This window comes from Mesobacillus sp. QJM3NY_10 (assembly GCF_056173465.1).
This window is the reverse complement of sequence record NZ_CM149675.1, coordinates 3802407-3817040: the sequence shown is the minus strand read 5'-3', so window position 1 is coordinate 3817040 and position 14634 is coordinate 3802407. Positions and strand designations below refer to the sequence as shown.

14 protein-coding genes, 22 tRNA genes and 3 rRNA genes are annotated in these 14634 nt (G+C 44.4%); 29 read left to right on the top strand and 10 right to left on the bottom strand.

Annotated features, from left to right (window positions below; all coding sequences use genetic code 11):
• Nucleotides 1-12 precede the first annotated feature (12 nt).
• A complete protein-coding gene (locus AC0VX7_RS19290) occupies nt 13-969 on the bottom strand; it encodes an NYN domain-containing protein (RefSeq protein WP_475425468.1) in 957 nt (318 codons plus the stop codon).
• Nucleotides 970-1244: 275 nt separating this feature from the next.
• On the opposite strand from AC0VX7_RS19290, the gene AC0VX7_RS19285 reads away from it, so the two are divergent.
• Nucleotides 1245-1457 (top strand): PLC family EF-hand domain-containing protein, encoded by a 213-nt coding sequence (locus tag AC0VX7_RS19285; RefSeq protein WP_475425467.1) that lies wholly within the window; start codon nt 1245-1247, stop codon nt 1455-1457.
• A 49-nt stretch (nt 1458-1506) separates the two neighbouring features.
• Here the strand turns inward: AC0VX7_RS19285 and AC0VX7_RS19280 are convergent, their stop codons facing one another.
• The 6 genes from AC0VX7_RS19280 to AC0VX7_RS19255 all read right to left on the bottom strand — a co-directional run bounded on the left by AC0VX7_RS19280 (nt 1507) and on the right by AC0VX7_RS19255 (nt 3316).
• Complete coding sequence (locus AC0VX7_RS19280) at nt 1507-1866, bottom strand: hypothetical protein (protein ID WP_475425466.1); 360 nt, start codon at nt 1864-1866, stop codon at nt 1507-1509.
• A gap of 94 nt (nt 1867-1960) precedes the next feature.
• The gene (locus tag AC0VX7_RS19275; RefSeq protein WP_475425465.1) at nt 1961-2158 is read right to left on the bottom strand and encodes a helix-turn-helix domain-containing protein; all 198 of its coding nucleotides are present in this window, start codon (nt 2156-2158) and stop codon (nt 1961-1963) included.
• 97 nt (nt 2159-2255) lie between these two features.
• Complete coding sequence (locus AC0VX7_RS19270; RefSeq protein ID WP_475425464.1) at nt 2256-2471, bottom strand: hypothetical protein; 216 nt, start codon at nt 2469-2471, stop codon at nt 2256-2258.
• 70 nt (nt 2472-2541) lie between these two features.
• Nucleotides 2542-2742, bottom strand: coding sequence for a helix-turn-helix domain-containing protein (locus AC0VX7_RS19265; RefSeq protein WP_475425463.1), 201 nt, complete (start codon nt 2740-2742; stop codon nt 2542-2544).
• Between the two features lie 92 nt (nt 2743-2834).
• Nucleotides 2835-3059 (bottom strand): hypothetical protein, encoded by a 225-nt coding sequence (locus AC0VX7_RS19260; protein ID WP_475425462.1) that lies wholly within the window; start codon nt 3057-3059, stop codon nt 2835-2837.
• Between the two features lie 50 nt (nt 3060-3109).
• Nucleotides 3110-3316, bottom strand: coding sequence for a helix-turn-helix transcriptional regulator (locus tag AC0VX7_RS19255; RefSeq protein WP_475425461.1), 207 nt, complete (start codon nt 3314-3316; stop codon nt 3110-3112).
• 120 nt (nt 3317-3436) lie between these two features.
• On the opposite strand from AC0VX7_RS19255, the gene AC0VX7_RS19250 reads away from it, so the two are divergent.
• Both AC0VX7_RS19250 and AC0VX7_RS19245 read left to right on the top strand, forming a co-directional pair.
• Nucleotides 3437-3559: a hypothetical protein gene (locus tag AC0VX7_RS19250; RefSeq protein WP_475425460.1), complete on the top strand. Its 123-nt coding sequence runs from the start codon at nt 3437-3439 to the stop codon at nt 3557-3559.
• A 14-nt stretch (nt 3560-3573) separates the two neighbouring features.
• Nucleotides 3574-3996 carry a hypothetical protein gene (locus tag AC0VX7_RS19245; protein WP_475425459.1) on the top strand — a complete coding sequence of 141 codons (423 nt, stop codon included), beginning with the start codon at nt 3574-3576 and terminating at the stop codon, nt 3994-3996.
• 252 nt (nt 3997-4248) lie between these two features.
• Here the strand turns inward: AC0VX7_RS19245 and AC0VX7_RS19240 are convergent.
• Nucleotides 4249-4321: transfer RNA gene (locus AC0VX7_RS19240), tRNA-Ala, on the bottom strand.
• Nucleotides 4322-4424: 103 nt separating this feature from the next.
• Entirely contained in the window at nt 4425-5120 is a 696-nt protein-coding gene (locus tag AC0VX7_RS19235; RefSeq protein WP_475425458.1) for an MgtC/SapB family protein, read from the bottom strand.
• Nucleotides 5121-5275: 155 nt separating this feature from the next.
• Between AC0VX7_RS19235 and AC0VX7_RS19230 the strand changes: the two genes are divergently transcribed.
• Together AC0VX7_RS19230 and AC0VX7_RS19225 are read left to right on the top strand one after the other, a co-directional pair.
• The gene (locus tag AC0VX7_RS19230) at nt 5276-6190 is read left to right on the top strand and encodes a DMT family transporter (protein ID WP_475425457.1); all 915 of its coding nucleotides are present in this window, start codon (nt 5276-5278) and stop codon (nt 6188-6190) included.
• 9 nt (nt 6191-6199) lie between these two features.
• Nucleotides 6200-6739: an N-acetyltransferase family protein gene (locus AC0VX7_RS19225; RefSeq protein WP_475425456.1), complete on the top strand. Its 540-nt coding sequence runs from the start codon at nt 6200-6202 to the stop codon at nt 6737-6739.
• 60 nt (nt 6740-6799) lie between these two features.
• Here the strand turns inward: AC0VX7_RS19225 and AC0VX7_RS19220 are convergent, their stop codons facing one another.
• Complete coding sequence (locus AC0VX7_RS19220) at nt 6800-6976, bottom strand: hypothetical protein (protein WP_475425455.1); 177 nt, start codon at nt 6974-6976, stop codon at nt 6800-6802.
• 420 nt (nt 6977-7396) lie between these two features.
• Between AC0VX7_RS19220 and AC0VX7_RS19215 the strand changes: the two genes are divergently transcribed.
• The 24 genes from AC0VX7_RS19215 to AC0VX7_RS19100 all read left to right on the top strand — a co-directional run bounded on the left by AC0VX7_RS19215 (nt 7397) and on the right by AC0VX7_RS19100 (nt 14627).
• Nucleotides 7397-8947: ribosomal RNA gene (locus tag AC0VX7_RS19215) — 16S ribosomal RNA — on the top strand.
• Between the two features lie 227 nt (nt 8948-9174).
• Nucleotides 9175-12109: ribosomal RNA gene (locus tag AC0VX7_RS19210) — 23S ribosomal RNA — on the top strand.
• Nucleotides 12110-12254: 145 nt separating this feature from the next.
• Nucleotides 12255-12370 (top strand): 5S ribosomal RNA (gene rrf, locus AC0VX7_RS19205).
• The 16S, 23S and 5S rRNA genes sit together here with 21 tRNA genes alongside, the layout of an rRNA operon.
• A gap of 10 nt (nt 12371-12380) precedes the next feature.
• A tRNA-Val gene (locus AC0VX7_RS19200) sits at nt 12381-12456 on the top strand.
• A gap of 66 nt (nt 12457-12522) precedes the next feature.
• A tRNA-Thr gene (locus AC0VX7_RS19195) sits at nt 12523-12598 on the top strand.
• 7 nt (nt 12599-12605) lie between these two features.
• Nucleotides 12606-12681: transfer RNA gene (locus AC0VX7_RS19190), tRNA-Lys, on the top strand.
• A 68-nt stretch (nt 12682-12749) separates the two neighbouring features.
• Nucleotides 12750-12834: transfer RNA gene (locus AC0VX7_RS19185), tRNA-Leu, on the top strand.
• Between the two features lie 36 nt (nt 12835-12870).
• Nucleotides 12871-12945: transfer RNA gene (locus AC0VX7_RS19180), tRNA-Gly, on the top strand.
• 10 nt (nt 12946-12955) lie between these two features.
• Nucleotides 12956-13044, top strand: a tRNA-Leu gene (locus AC0VX7_RS19175).
• Between the two features lie 28 nt (nt 13045-13072).
• Nucleotides 13073-13149: transfer RNA gene (locus tag AC0VX7_RS19170), tRNA-Arg, on the top strand.
• 17 nt (nt 13150-13166) lie between these two features.
• Nucleotides 13167-13243, top strand: a tRNA-Pro gene (locus AC0VX7_RS19165).
• A gap of 17 nt (nt 13244-13260) precedes the next feature.
• Nucleotides 13261-13336, top strand: a tRNA-Ala gene (locus AC0VX7_RS19160).
• A 22-nt stretch (nt 13337-13358) separates the two neighbouring features.
• Nucleotides 13359-13435, top strand: a tRNA-Met gene (locus tag AC0VX7_RS19155).
• A gap of 191 nt (nt 13436-13626) precedes the next feature.
• Nucleotides 13627-13703 (top strand) — tRNA-Ile (locus AC0VX7_RS19150).
• Between the two features lie 17 nt (nt 13704-13720).
• Nucleotides 13721-13813, top strand: a tRNA-Ser gene (locus AC0VX7_RS19145).
• 24 nt (nt 13814-13837) lie between these two features.
• Nucleotides 13838-13911, top strand: a tRNA-Met gene (locus tag AC0VX7_RS19140).
• 3 nt (nt 13912-13914) lie between these two features.
• Nucleotides 13915-13990 (top strand) — tRNA-Asp (locus tag AC0VX7_RS19135).
• Nucleotides 13991-14023: 33 nt separating this feature from the next.
• A tRNA-Phe gene (locus AC0VX7_RS19130) sits at nt 14024-14096 on the top strand.
• 37 nt (nt 14097-14133) lie between these two features.
• Nucleotides 14134-14209, top strand: a tRNA-His gene (locus tag AC0VX7_RS19125).
• A gap of 6 nt (nt 14210-14215) precedes the next feature.
• Nucleotides 14216-14289: transfer RNA gene (locus AC0VX7_RS19120), tRNA-Gly, on the top strand.
• Between the two features lie 3 nt (nt 14290-14292).
• Nucleotides 14293-14366, top strand: a tRNA-Ile gene (locus tag AC0VX7_RS19115).
• A gap of 13 nt (nt 14367-14379) precedes the next feature.
• Nucleotides 14380-14454: transfer RNA gene (locus AC0VX7_RS19110), tRNA-Asn, on the top strand.
• Nucleotides 14455-14461: 7 nt separating this feature from the next.
• Nucleotides 14462-14552: transfer RNA gene (locus AC0VX7_RS19105), tRNA-Ser, on the top strand.
• Between the two features lie 3 nt (nt 14553-14555).
• Nucleotides 14556-14627 (top strand) — tRNA-Glu (locus tag AC0VX7_RS19100).
• Nucleotides 14628-14634 lie beyond the last annotated feature (7 nt).

Genomic DNA, 14634 nt, shown 5'->3' with positions numbered 1-14634 from the left:
TAAAAAATTTACTTATTTTTCTTGAGCAGCTGCAACTTCCTTTGTTGCACTTCCTTCTAACAATTTATTACCCTTATCAGAGACTTTTATGCTTGGTTTCACCTGTCCACCTTTTAAATTCTTCTTATGTTCTTCTATGAGACTTTCCATTTGGAGCTTTTCGATAAGATCACTCGCAAGGTTTTCAGGGACTCCTAATCTTCTTGATAATTCGCCACGTAACCATGTTGTTCCTAGGAATAAATCGCTTGTTTCATATTTACGGCCCCATTCAACAATTATTTGGAGGGCTGAGATTACTAGAACGTTTAGATCGTATTCTTTCTTTTCAACTTTTAAGAAGCCCATTAAATCCTGGCTATAATGAACATAGTTACTCATATCCACGTGCTTGGGAGCTGCATCTGCTAAATAGTAAAGCTCTACTCTTTTCCCTTTATACATCATTCTGCTAAGGATAGGTATCATGTCACTATCGGCAGTTACAAATACATAACAAGTAATACTTGGATCCTTATAGGTACTTTCAATTGCGTCAATACAAAGTTCAATGTCAGAGGAGTTCTTTCTGTTGTCGCCATCTTTTCCGTTAGAATAAACATGTCTAATTTGAACTCTATTTTTCTGCAAGTTTGTAAGGCTAGTCCTAATTTGTTGAAAATCAGCGTAGACTCTGAAATTCCGGACGTGGTCTTGACCATACCTGGTCCAAAGACAATTGAAGAGATTTTTTTCAGGTTCTGTATGGTCTGGATCATGGTTATAATGTTTTTTTAACGTCCAATAAACATTGTCATAATCAACAAAAATCGCAACATTTTCTAGCAAGTTTTTTTGATTTAATGCTTTAACTGTTTTTTCAGTGGATTTTCCTAAGATTTCAGTAAAGGTCCGGAAACTTTGATAGTCTTCCTCCTCGATTTCTTCTTCAGTTTTTTCTTTTTCTTCTACTTTTGTATTACCTTCCATTTAAACGACCTCCTTTTCTGGTTATAATTTCAATAATATTACAAATTTAGTATTTTCTCATCAAATTTCGTGAAGAAAATCAGAGTTATCCATTAATATGTGAATTTGGTGAAGTTGTTAAGGATAACCAAAGATTCAAAAAGGTGTTACTGCTTAAATAAAGAAAGCCTTTTTCAATCGATAGGGGCTTTTCTCTTATATAAATTAATCAATATTGTGAACAACAAGGTTAACTCCTCTTAAGTGTTGAATTTAAATATAAGAGGGGGAGTGAAATGCAAAGAGCGCGAGAAAAAATTCAACCGATTTGTGTAGTCTGCCGGCAGCCAATGCGAAAGGATGACATGGTCCAGGTAGACAAACTGTTCGACCATTTTACACATTTTACTTGCTACAACTTAGAAAAAAGTGAAATCAAAGAAATCGGGAAGTTCGAGGAAATCGTTATGGCCAACAAGAAATACAAAAAGTTGTATCTTGTTCAATAAAAAAAGCCTCACTCATTGAGTGGGGCTTTTAACTGTTTGTGAAATTCCCTTAAATTGCTCCCATGCCTTGTAGAATAATTTTCGCATCAGTGTTCAAGTATGCGGGTGTATCTTTTCGTAAGAGCAAGTTCGGATTATCCTTAACAAGCATCTTAATCCCTCTAACATCGAATTTATTAGCGTATGTATTAATTGCATTAATGACTGCCATATCTTTTCTTGTTATCGGCTTTCCTCCGTCAGCTTGCATTTCTAACAGGAAATCCAGTAACTCCCTTGCATTCTTATTTAACATATTTTTATGCTCTTTTAAGATTTCAGTATTTTCTTCAATATAAACCCTAGCGGTTGCGAGTTCCATGTCTTCTACATATCTGTTAATCTTTGCTGTCAGTGCATCTAAGCTCAATCTATCCATCTCCTTGGTGTGGGCTACACTGATATATCGGAATAAAAACATTTAATTTTAGGCTTTATAATTAGATGCTGCCTTAAAGAGGGAGTTATTCCATTTCTTCATGATCTATCTCATAAAAATCTGTTAATTTTTTTAATGTTGATTGACGATGTTTTCCTTTGTCATTTTCTATATTGCTGAGAGTCCTGGTTGTCATATTAAGTTCTTCGCAAACTTGCTCTTGAGACAAATTTCTTTTGAAGCGTTCTAATCTTAATCGAGTACCTATGCTTTCATTATTCATCTGTTAACCTCCCGGTTAGTATACAAAAGATTATATCCCTCCAATAAAAAAAATTAAACCCATCTCATTCGAGAAGGGTTTTTTGAATTGAATACCATTATAAAAAACTGCTATTAGAATACGGCCCTATCGTAAACATCCCAATCAATCCTATAAATGCCCCAATTGTGTAGGCTCCTTTTATCTTAAGTAGTACTTGGGTGACTAATCCAGGTAACATAATCCATAATAATATTGGAACAAAAACTGACTCCATCACAGGTATAAAAGCCTCAAAAAACGCGTCTGAAATAACTTCGTTTGATCCTAACATGTTATTACCTCCAAGGTAACTTAAGTAGTGGTATGTAAAAAGTTCGATGTGCTAATAAATAATTTCTTACTCAATCGGGAAGGGATTTTTCATTCTCTAATTTGTAAAAATCAATTAACCTTTTGATCGTCTTTCCATGTACACTTTTATTGTTTTCAATCCTACTTAGTGTTTTTATATTCATTTGAAGCGCTTCACATACTTGTTCCTGGGTAAGGTTTCTTTTAAACCTTTCCATTCTCAATATCTCTCCTAAACTTTCAGGGTGCATATTAAAACTACAACTCCTTTCCATTTGTCTAAAGTTATTTCTTAATTTATATCGGATTGATCACCAATAACTTTTAAAGCAAAAAAGAAGCCCTAATCAATAAGATGGGCTTTTAACAGTTTAATGACTTTCTCGGTTATATCCTCTTTTCCATCCACAATGACAGAAAGTAACCCTTCAACATCCATTCCCTTTTTTATCTCCTGGATCCAGTCAACTGCAACCTTTTCGGGTGTCCTGTCTCTTTTTTGAAAGGATCCTCTCCGTTGTACTCTTATACCTCTAGATAGAAAAGTTATTGCAATTGTCACATTCAAGATTGTCACTCCATACACCATTTTATCAAGCGCTTGGAAATTCATATTCTTTATTCAACCATATAACCCCATAAACTTTCTACAGTTTCATCCAGCGAACGAGCAATCCTTATAGCTACAGGAAGAGTCGGAAGTGACTTTCCCCTAACAATAAGACTGAAAGCCCCAGGAGTTAATCCGGCCTTCTCAGCAATAAATCCTTGTTTTAATCCCCGTTCCACCAGTATCTGTTTTAGCTTGGTCTCCAATCCAATCACCTCAGTTATAAATTCTTCAAAAAAAATGTTTGTCCTCTAAATAATTTTGTTATAGGACAAGCAATTAATCTCATATCATTTTTCAAGGACGTCATAAGACGTCAAAAAGGAGGGCTTTACATGAGAGAAACAGAACAGGAAAAACGAGAAAGACTAATCTGTAACGCCAAGGAACAATCTGATATGGAGTGGATTCTGGCAGGTCTGATGCTTATTCATTTAGCTGGATTTTTCACTATTTGAGGGAAGAAAGTTATATGTATAGACCAACTGTACGTTATGCAGATTGTTATCAACAATATGTGGATAAGATGTTTCAATCCACAACCTTAGATCGGAACCAAATCATCAGGGCAGCATTATTCACCGCTGCATATTCGGAGGAATTTTTAAAGCTGATGAGCCAAAACCAAAAAGGTGACGTCCCTCTTCCCTCCCCTTTATGGCAGATGGATCACACCGAGTTATGGAGGGAACAGTCGCCTAAAACAACAGGAGAGGGGAAGGACGTCAATTATCATGATGACCGAAAGGGAGAAATTGAGGATAATAGCAGAGTTGTTGAACCAGAAGCAAGCATCTCAAGTATCCAGGGACGTCAGTACCAGGTCCAGAGATCAGCAGGGCCGGTTCCAGAAAGAATCAAGACGTCAGGAGAAATCCAAATACGAATCGGTTAGATTTATTAAGTTGAAGAAAGTAAAAGGGAGTTATGGTACCTATATTGTAAAAACTAAGATACTCACAGAGGGGGAAGTAGATATAATAATAATTTCTTGTTTAATGATAATCCTGTCTGTGATTTTCTAAAAATGGGCCATAAAACTAATAAAAAATCCATTTCGGCGACAGTTCGGCGACAAAATCAAAATCTTCCTGATGAAAAACTTAATAAAAAAGAAAAAAGCCTTGATATACAAGGCTTTTTCGGATGGAGAATAGGGGGCTCGAACCCCTGACCTCAACGCTGCCAGCGTTGCGCTCTCCCAGCTGAGCTAATCCCCCGTATCTAAATAGATAAGGTACAAGAAAGATTATATAACCATCTTGCTGGACATGCAAGACAAAATTTTATAAGCAAACTAAAAGCCGCAATTCAGCGGCTTTCCTACAACCCTTCAATTTCAACCCGGTTAATGCCTTCCATTTCAGATACCGCTTCATACACATCAGTAGTCTTTCTGCGGAAGTCCACGGTTACAATCAATTGTACCAGCTGGTTTCCCTCTGCAAGATCCTTAATACGGACGTTTTTCAAAGCGATTTTTTCTCCTTTAATCCTGGTAATAATATCGGCAATGCTTTCCCTGCTATTGACATTAAACTGGAGCCTGATCTCTTTTTCCCTTAATTGTCTTGGTCCGATGAACTTCATCAGAAACGGTATGAATTCTACACTTACGATAAGCAGAGCAACGCCTGCGATGGCTTCCCAGTAAAATCCCGCGCCAACTGTGATTCCAATACCAGCGGCACCCCAAATCATCGCTGCCGTGGTTAGGCCTGAAATTGTGTCATTTCCTCTTCGTAAAATAACCCCGGCACCAAGGAAGCCGATACCCGATACGATCTGGGCCGCCAAACGGAGAGGGTCCATCGTGATATTAACGTCTTCATCCCCTGGGAACATATAAGCTGATTCACTTGAGACAATCGTCAAAAGACAGCTGACGATCGATATAACCAGACTTGTTTTAAGGCCAACCGGTTTTCTTTTAATTTCTCTTTCAAGCCCAATGACCAGGCCCAAGAAAGCGGATATCCCCAACTTAAGTAAAATTTCCATATCAATTGAATATAACATGTCGTTTCTCCTGCCCCTGATAAGATGTATTTACTTTCCCTAAAAATGACGGACTAAACTTCTCATTGATAAAATAAAATTTTATTCAAGATAAAAATTCGATTTCATTGTAAAATACATATTATTCACATTGTGTTACTTAAAGGAGAATGGAAATGGAATCACCTAAAGTAAATCCTTATATGGCGGTAGCAATCGGTGTCGTGGCAGTCTCAACTTCTGCGATCCTGGTCAAAGTCTCATCCGCGCCGTCCGGAGTCATAGCCTTTTACCGATTATTCTTTTCTGTACTGTTAATGCTGCCGGTGTTTCTTATAAAGTATGTTTCAGAACTTCGTCTTATTACGAAACGGGATTGGGTATTCACTGGAATAGCCGGGATCTTTCTGGCTTTTCATTTTATCCTCTGGTTTGAATCGCTAAACTATACCTCAGTAGCAAGTTCAACTGTGCTGGTCACTCTTCAACCGCTATTTGCATTTGTTGGGGCCTATCTGTTTTTTAAGGAACGTGTATCCGTTAAAGCGATTTTAAGCGGAGTAATTGCGATCGGCGGCAGCGTCATCATCAGCTGGGGTGATTTTAAAATAAGTGGAAGCGCACTATTTGGAGACTTTTTGGCGATTGTTGCATGCGCCTTGGTAACCGTCTACCTTTTATTTGGCCAAACCGTCAGAAAGAGAATGTCTTTAATAACCTATACTTTTATCGTCTATAGCATCAGTTCAATTACTTTGTTCTTCTATGTAATTGCAGTGGGTGATTCGTTTTACCCATATCCCACAAGTGATTGGGTTTACTTCATCCTGCTTGCGTTGATCCCAACTTTGCTTGGCCATACATTGTTTAACTGGTCTATAAAATGGATCAGCGCCTCAGTCATTTCTATGGCCATACTTTTCGAACCGGTTGGCGCAACCGTATTGGCCTTCTACCTGCTCGGTGAAAAAGTAATTTTGACACAGGTGATCGGAGGATTAGTTGTTATTGCGGGGATAACATTGTTTTTAGTAGATGAAAGAAAGATGAAGCTAAAAAATCAAGCCGAAATCAAATCAATCTCGGGGTAGGGGATGAAAGTGCAAATTAGAAAAGCTACGAAAGATGACGCGAGCGGTATTGCCAAGGTTCACGTTAGAAGCTGGCAAGAAACTTACCAGGGAATGATAAGCCAGGATTACTTGGATTCTTTAAAGGTAGAGGACAGGAAACCTTTATGGGAAAAAAGCTTATCAGAAAGTGCTGATACATCTCCAGTTTTTGTCGCAGTTAATCCAGAGGGAGAGATAGTTGGCTTTGCATCTTTTGGTAAAGAAAGATCAGGGAAGTTTAATGCCGACGGAGAATTGTACGCGATTTATATCCTTAAAGAGTACCAAAGAGGAAAACTGGGCCTGATGCTGCTTTTAGCGGGTTTAGATGATTTGCTAAAGCAAGATTATGAATCCATGCTCGTTTGGGTGTTAGCTGATAATGAAAGCCGAAAATTTTATGAAAGCCTTCAGCCACAAAAAGCTGGAGAAGAAGTTGTGAAAATTGCAGGCAAGGAATATATCGAAGTGGCTTATATATGGAGAGATTTAAAGTTGCTGCACCAGACTACTATAGAAAAACTGTAAGAGTATAGTTGCAAATCTGTAAGGTACAAACAAAAAATCCCCTTTAAAGAGGGGATTTTTTTAAATGAATAGGTAAGTGAACCTTGAAAACAATAATGCACAGACGGTGGATAAAATTAAAGTTCCTCCGTGAACCTTTCCTTCAGCGTTTGCGATTTTAATGGCTTCAATGTAGGCAATACTGAATAATAGTATCGCCATGATTAGTGAGAGATAAAGTGCAATTGATTGCAGCAAATAGATTCACCTCAGTAAATTAGTTTGTCCAAAGCATTATATGAGTACAAGCGAGAAATTATTAATAAAAGCATTTAATAAGAAGAAACTCGGAAAACCAAAAAGAACTCTCTCATTGTGAAAAATTCTCTTAAAATTATATTGCAAACATATTTTATCCATGGTATATTTAATCTCGCTTCAGGAAAACAACGTTGAATTGAAAAAATAAACATCAGTTTTCACGAAAAAGAAAAACAATAATGATGTTGACAATAACAAATCAGCGTGTTATATTAATAAAGTCGCTTCTGGGCGACGAACTGAACAACTTGCTCTTTGAAAACTAAACAAACAAGCGTCAACAAACAATAAATGATCATGTTTCTTCTATAAGAACATGAGCCAACGTTTTAACTTTATGAGCTAACTCATAACTCTTTCTTGGAGAGTTTGATCCTGGCTCAGGACGAACGCTGGCGGCGTGCCTAATACATGCAAGTCGAGCGAATCTTCATTAGCTTGCTTTTGAAGATTAGCGGCGGACGGGTGAGTAACACGTGGGCAACCTGCCTGTAAGACTGGGATAACTTCGGGAAACCGGAGCTAATACCGGATAATCCTTTCCCTCACATGAGGGAAAGCTGAAAGACGGTTTCGGCTGTCACTTACAGATGGGCCCGCGGCGCATTAGCTAGTTGGTGAGGTAACGGCTCACCAAGGCAACGATGCGTAGCCGACCTGAGAGGGTGATCGGCCACACTGGGACTGAGACACGGCCCAGACTCCTACGGGAGGCAGCAGTAGGGAATCTTCCGCAATGGACGAAAGTCTGACGGAGCAACGCCGCGTGAACGATGAAGGCCTTCGGGTCGTAAAGTTCTGTTGTCAGGGAAGAACAAGTATCGGAGTAACTGCCGGTACCTTGACGGTACCTGACCAGAAAGCCACGGCTAACTACGTGCCAGCAGCCGCGGTAATACGTAGGTGGCAAGCGTTGTCCGGAATTATTGGGCGTAAAGCGCGCGCAGGCGGTTCCTTAAGTCTGATGTGAAAGCCCCCGGCTCAACCGGGGAGGGTCATTGGAAACTGGGGAACTTGAGTGCAGAAGAGGAGAGCGGAATTCCACGTGTAGCGGTGAAATGCGTAGAGATGTGGAGGAACACCAGTGGCGAAGGCGGCTCTCTGGTCTGTAACTGACGCTGAGGCGCGAAAGCGTGGGGAGCGAACAGGATTAGATACCCTGGTAGTCCACGCCGTAAACGATGAGTGCTAAGTGTTAGAGGGTTTCCGCCCTTTAGTGCTGCAGCAAACGCATTAAGCACTCCGCCTGGGGAGTACGGCCGCAAGGCTGAAACTCAAAGGAATTGACGGGGGCCCGCACAAGCGGTGGAGCATGTGGTTTAATTCGAAGCAACGCGAAGAACCTTACCAGGTCTTGACATCCTCTGACAACCCTAGAGATAGGGCGTTCCCCTTCGGGGGACAGAGTGACAGGTGGTGCATGGTTGTCGTCAGCTCGTGTCGTGAGATGTTGGGTTAAGTCCCGCAACGAGCGCAACCCTTGATCTTAGTTGCCAGCATTCAGTTGGGCACTCTAAGGTGACTGCCGGTGACAAACCGGAGGAAGGTGGGGATGACGTCAAATCATCATGCCCCTTATGACCTGGGCTACACACGTGCTACAATGGATGGAACAAAGGGTCGCGAAGCCGCGAGGTCGAGCCAATCCCATAAATCCATTCTCAGTTCGGATTGCAGGCTGCAACTCGCCTGCATGAAGCCGGAATCGCTAGTAATCGCGGATCAGCATGCCGCGGTGAATACGTTCCCGGGCCTTGTACACACCGCCCGTCACACCACGAGAGTTTGTAACACCCGAAGTCGGTGGGGTAACCTTTATGGAGCCAGCCGCCTAAGGTGGGACAGATGATTGGGGTGAAGTCGTAACAAGGTAGCCGTATCGGAAGGTGCGGCTGGATCACCTCCTTTCTAAGGATATTGCCGTAATGGCAATCGGAATGCGAATCTTTCGATTCGTACTGCGGATTTAACAATCCGCATAGTTGTACGCTTGTTTGTTTAGTTTTGAGGGAGTAATTGCCTCAAGGCTTTTTTGTTCCTTGAAAACTAGATAATCGTAAGTAAGAAGAACCAAGAAAAACCGAGTAATCGCCATTTTAGTTTTCTCTCTATATTAATAGAGAAATGACCTTTTAGGTTAAGTTAGAAAGGGCGCACGGTGGATGCCTTGGCACTAGGAGCCGATGAAGGACGGGACTAACACCGATATGCTTCGGGGAGCTGTAAGTAAGCTTTGATCCGGAGATTTCCGAATGGGGAAACCCACTGTTCGTAATGGAACAGTATCTTTGCCTGAATACATAGGGCATTGAAGGCAGACCCGGGGAACTGAAACATCTAAGTACCCGGAGGAAGAGAAAGCAAACGCGATTCCCTGAGTAGCGGCGAGCGAAACGGGACATAGCCCAAACCAAGAGGCTTGCCTCTTGGGGTTGTAGGACACTCAACATGGAGTTACAAAGGAACGGGGTAGATGAAGTGGTCTGGAAAGGCCCGTCAGAGAAGGTAAAAACCCTGTAGTTGAAACTTCGTTCCCTCCTGAGTGGATCCTGAGTACGGCGGGACACGAGAAATCCCGTCGGAAGCTGGGAGGACCATCTCCCAAGGCTAAATACTCCCTAGTGACCGATAGTGAACCAGTACCGTGAGGGAAAGGTGAAAAGCACCCCGGAAGGGGAGTGAAATAGATCCTGAAACCGTGTGCCTACAAGTAGTCAGAGCCCGTTAATGGGTGATGGCGTGCCTTTTGTAGAATGAACCGGCGAGTTACGATTACATGCAAGGTTAAGTTGAGAAGACGGAGCCGCAGCGAAAGCGAGTCTGAATAGGGCGAATGAGTATGTGGTCGTAGACCCGAAACCAGGTGATCTACCCATGTCCAGGGTGAAGGTTGGGTAACACCAACTGGAGGCCCGAACCCACGCACGTTGAAAAGTGCGGGGATGAGGTGTGGGTAGCGGAGAAATTCCAATCGAACTTGGAGATAGCTGGTTCTCTCCGAAATAGCTTTAGGGCTAGCCTCACGTTGTAAGAGTCTTGGAGGTAGAGCACTGTTTGGACTAGGGGCCCTCATCGGGTTACCGAATTCAGACAAACTCCGAATGCCAAAGACTTATCCGTGGGAGTCAGACTGCGAGTGATAAGATCCGTAGTCAAAAGGGAAACAGCCCAGACCACCAGCTAAGGTCCCAAAGTATACGTTAAGTGGAAAAGGATGTGGAGTTGCTTAGACAACCAGGATGTTGGCTTAGAAGCAGCCACCATTTAAAGAGTGCGTAATAGCTCACTGGTCGAGTGACTCTGCGCCGAAAATGTACCGGGGCTAAACGTATCACCGAAGCTGTGGATTGACATCTTAGATGTCAGTGGTAGGAGAGCGTTCTAAGGGCGTTGAAGTCAGACCGTAAGGACTGGTGGAGCGCTTAGAAGTGAGAATGCCGGTATGAGTAGCGAAAGATGGGTGAGAATCCCATCCACCGAATGCCCAAGGTTTCCTGAGGAAGGCTCGTCCTCTCAGGGTTAGTCGGGACCTAAGCCGAGGCCGAAAGGCGTAGGCGATGGACAACAGGTTGATATTCCTGTACCACCTCTTTATCGTTTGAGCAATGGGGGGACGCAGTAGGATAGGGTAAGCGCGCTGTTGGATATGCGCGTCTAAGCAGTTAGGCTGCAAGTGAGGCAAATCCCACTTGCGTGAAGGCTGAGCTGTGACAGCGAGGGAAATATAGTACCGAAGTTCCTGATTCCACACTGCCAAGAAAAGCCTCTAGCGAGATAAAAGGTGCCCGTACCGCAAACCGACACAGGTAGGCGAGGAGAGAATCCTAAGGTGAGCGAGAGAACTCTCGTTAAGGAACTCGGCAAAATGACCCCGTAACTTCGGGAGAAGGGGTGCTCATTTGGGTGAATAGCCTAGATGAGCCGCAGTGAATAGGCCCAGGCGACTGTTTAGCAAAAACACAGGTCTCTGCGAAGCCGCAAGGCGAAGTATAGGGGCTGACGCCTGCCCGGTGCTGGAAGGTTAAGAGGAGGGGTTAGCTCACGCGAAGCTCTGAATCGAAGCCCCAGTAAACGGCGGCCGTAACTATAACGGTCCTAAGGTAGCGAAATTCCTTGTCGGGTAAGTTCCGACCCGCACGAAAGGCGTAACGATCTGGGCACTGTCTCAACGAGAGACTCGGTGAAATTATAGTACCTGTGAAGATGCAGGTTACCCGCGACAGGACGGAAAGACCCCGTGGAGCTTTACTGTAGCCTGATATTGAATTTTGGTACAGCTTGTACAGGATAGGTAGGAGCCTGAGAAACCGGAGCGCCAGCTTCGGTGGAGGCGTCGGTGGGATACTACCCTGGCTGTATTGAAATTCTAACCCACGCCCCTGATCGGGGCGGGAGACAGTGTCAGGTGGGCAGTTTGACTGGGGCGGTCGCCTCCTAAAGAGTAACGGAGGCGCCCAAAGGTTCCCTCAGAATGGTTGGAAATCATTCGCAGAGTGTAAAGGCACAAGGGAGCTTGACTGCGAGACCTACAAGTCGAGCAGGGACGAAAGTCGGGCTTAGTGATCCGGTGGTTCCGCATGGAAGGGCCATCGCTCAACGGATAAAAGCTACCCCGGGGATAACAGGCTTATCTCCCCCAAGAGTCCACATCGACGGGGAGGTTTGGCACCTCGATGTCGGCTCATCGCATCCTGGGGCTGTAGTCGGTCCCAAGGGTTGGGCTGTTCGCCCATTAAAGCGGTACGCGAGCTGGGTTCAGAACGTCGTGAGACAGTTCGGTCCCTATCCGTCGTGGGCGCAGGAAATTTGAGAGGAGCTGTCCTTAGTACGAGAGGACCGGGATGGACGCACCGCTGGTGTACCAGTTGTCTTGCCAAAGGCATCGCTGGGTAGCTATGTGCGGACGGGATAAGTGCTGAAAGCATCTAAGCATGAAGCCCCCCTCAAGATGAGATTTCCCATAGCGCAAGCTAGTAAGAACCCTGAAAGATGATCAGGTTGATAGGTCAGAGGTGGAAGCGCGGTGACGTGTGGAGCTGACTGATACTAATCGTTCGAGGACTTAACCAAAATAGATTATTCGTTCTTCTTGAATTCTTCTTACACATTATCTAGTTTTGAGGGAATAAAGATATTTTCAAAGTAAAATTTCTTTAAAATTTCTCTTGCAAAATAACTTAAAGTCAGTATAATAGATATTGTCTTTAAAAAAATGTCTGGTGACGATGGCGAGAAGGTCACACCCGTTCCCATACCGAACACGGAAGTTAAGCTTCTCAGCGCCGATGGTAGTTGGGGGTTTCCCCCTGTGAGAGTAGGACGTCGCCGGGCAGTTTCAAATGGAGGATTAGCTCAGCTGGGAGAGCATCTGCCTTACAAGCAGAGGGTCGGCGGTTCGATCCCGTCATCCTCCACCAATTTTTATTCGCGAAAGCGAATAAACATCCTTAACTTCACACAGTGAAATAATCTACATTTACCATGCCGGTGTAGCTCAATTGGTAGAGCAACTGACTTGTAATCAGTAGGTTGGGGGTTCAAGTCCTCTTGCCGGCACCACTTGTACGAGCCATTAGCTCAGTCGGTAGAGCATCTGACTTTTAATCAGAGGGTCGAAGGTTCGAGTCCTTCATGGCTCACCAAGTTTTTTTCGCGCCAGCGAAAATAAACTTCCTTATCTTCGCGACAGCGAAAACTTATTATCTTATATGCGGGTGTGGCGGAATTGGCAGACGCACCAGACTTAGGATCTGGCGCCGCAAGGCGTGGGGGTTCGACTCCCTTCACCCGCACCAAAGTTTTTTGCGCTAGCAAAATAACTTTCCATAAATGCGGAAGTAGTTCAGTGGTAGAATACAACCTTGCCAAGGTTGGGGTCGCGGGTTCGAATCCCGTCTTCCGCTCCATAGTTCTTAAGCCGGGGTGGCGGAACTGGCAGACGCACAGGACTTAAAATCCTGCGGTAGGTGACTACCGTACCGGTTCGATTCCGGTCCTCGGCACCACCAAGTTAGCTAATAAACATTTATATTTGCGCCCGTAGCTCAATTGGATAGAGCGTCTGACTACGGATCAGAAGGTTATGGGTTCGACTCCTTTCGGGCGCGCCATTATATTTTCTCTTTATCGGGGAGTAGCTCAGCTTGGTAGAGCACTTGGTTTGGGACCAAGGGGTCGCAGGTTCGAATCCTGTCTTCCCGACCATGCTACTTATTTTATATGGGGCCTTAGCTCAGCTGGGAGAGCGCCTGCCTTGCACGCAGGAGGTCAGCGGTTCGATCCCGCTAGGCTCCACCATATTCACTTTAAATAATAATTTGGCGGTGTAGCTCAGCTGGCTAGAGCGTACGGTTCATACCCGTAAGGTCGGGGGTTCGATCCCCTCCGCCGCTACCAATTTCAATCTGGTTGAACCTATTCAATCTAGGATATCCTGGACCTTTAGCTCAGCTGATTAGAGCAACGAGCAAGGCATCTATGAGCTTGCTTCGAGTTGTACCCATCGAGCTGCTGCTTGAATAGACTTTCTGAGATGGGGACAGACCCACTAGGATATTTTCACAACCTAGATCAATCCAGCTAAACATGGACCTTTAGCTCAGCTGGTTAGAGCAGACGGCTCATAACCGTCCGGTCGTAGGTTCGAGTCCTACAAGGTCCACCATTGCTTATTTTTAACACGGAGGTATACCCAAGTCTGGCTGAAGGGATCGGTCTTGAAAACCGACAGGCGGGTAACACCGCGCGGGGGTTCGAATCCCTCTACCTCCTCCATAATTTTAATATCATTAATATCGTCGCGGGGTGGAGCAGTCCGGTAGCTCGTCGGGCTCATAACCCGAAGGTCGCAGGTTCAAATCCTGCCCCCGCAATCTGGTCCCGTGGTGTAGCGGTTAACATGCCTGCCTGTCACGCAGGAGATCGCCGGTTCGATCCCGGTCGGGACCGCCATTTTTAATAATTACCAATAGCAATATTTATAGTGGCTCAGTAGCTCAGTCGGTAGAGCAAAGGACTGAAAATCCTTGTGTCGGCGGTTCGATTCCGTCCTGAGCCACCTTATTTAATTTAAATGAATATTTAATAATAATATGGCGGTTGTGGCGAAGTGGTTAACGCACCTGATTGTGGTTCAGGCATTCGTGGGTTCGATTCCCATCAGTCGCCCCATTTTTTGCGGGTGTAGTTTAGTGGTAAAACCTCAGCCTTCCAAGCTGATGATGAGAGTTCGATTCTCTTCACCCGCTCCATAAGGGCCTATAGCTCAGCTGGTTAGAGCGCACGCCTGATAAGCGTGAGGTCGGTGGTTCGAGTCCACTTAGGCCCATTTTTTGTATTATTCCGCAGTAGCTCAGTGGTAGAGCACTCGGCTGTTAACCGAGCGGTCGTAGGTTCGAATCCTACCTGCGGAGCCATTTTTATGGGGAAGTACTCAAGAGGCTGAAGAGGCGCCCCTGCTAAGGGTGTAGGTCGGGTAACCGGCGCGAGGGTTCAAATCCCTCCTTCTCCGCCATAAGGCCCCTTGGTCAAGCGGTTAAGACACCGCCCTTTCACGGCGGTAACACGGGTTCGAATCCCGTAGGGGTCATAAGGAA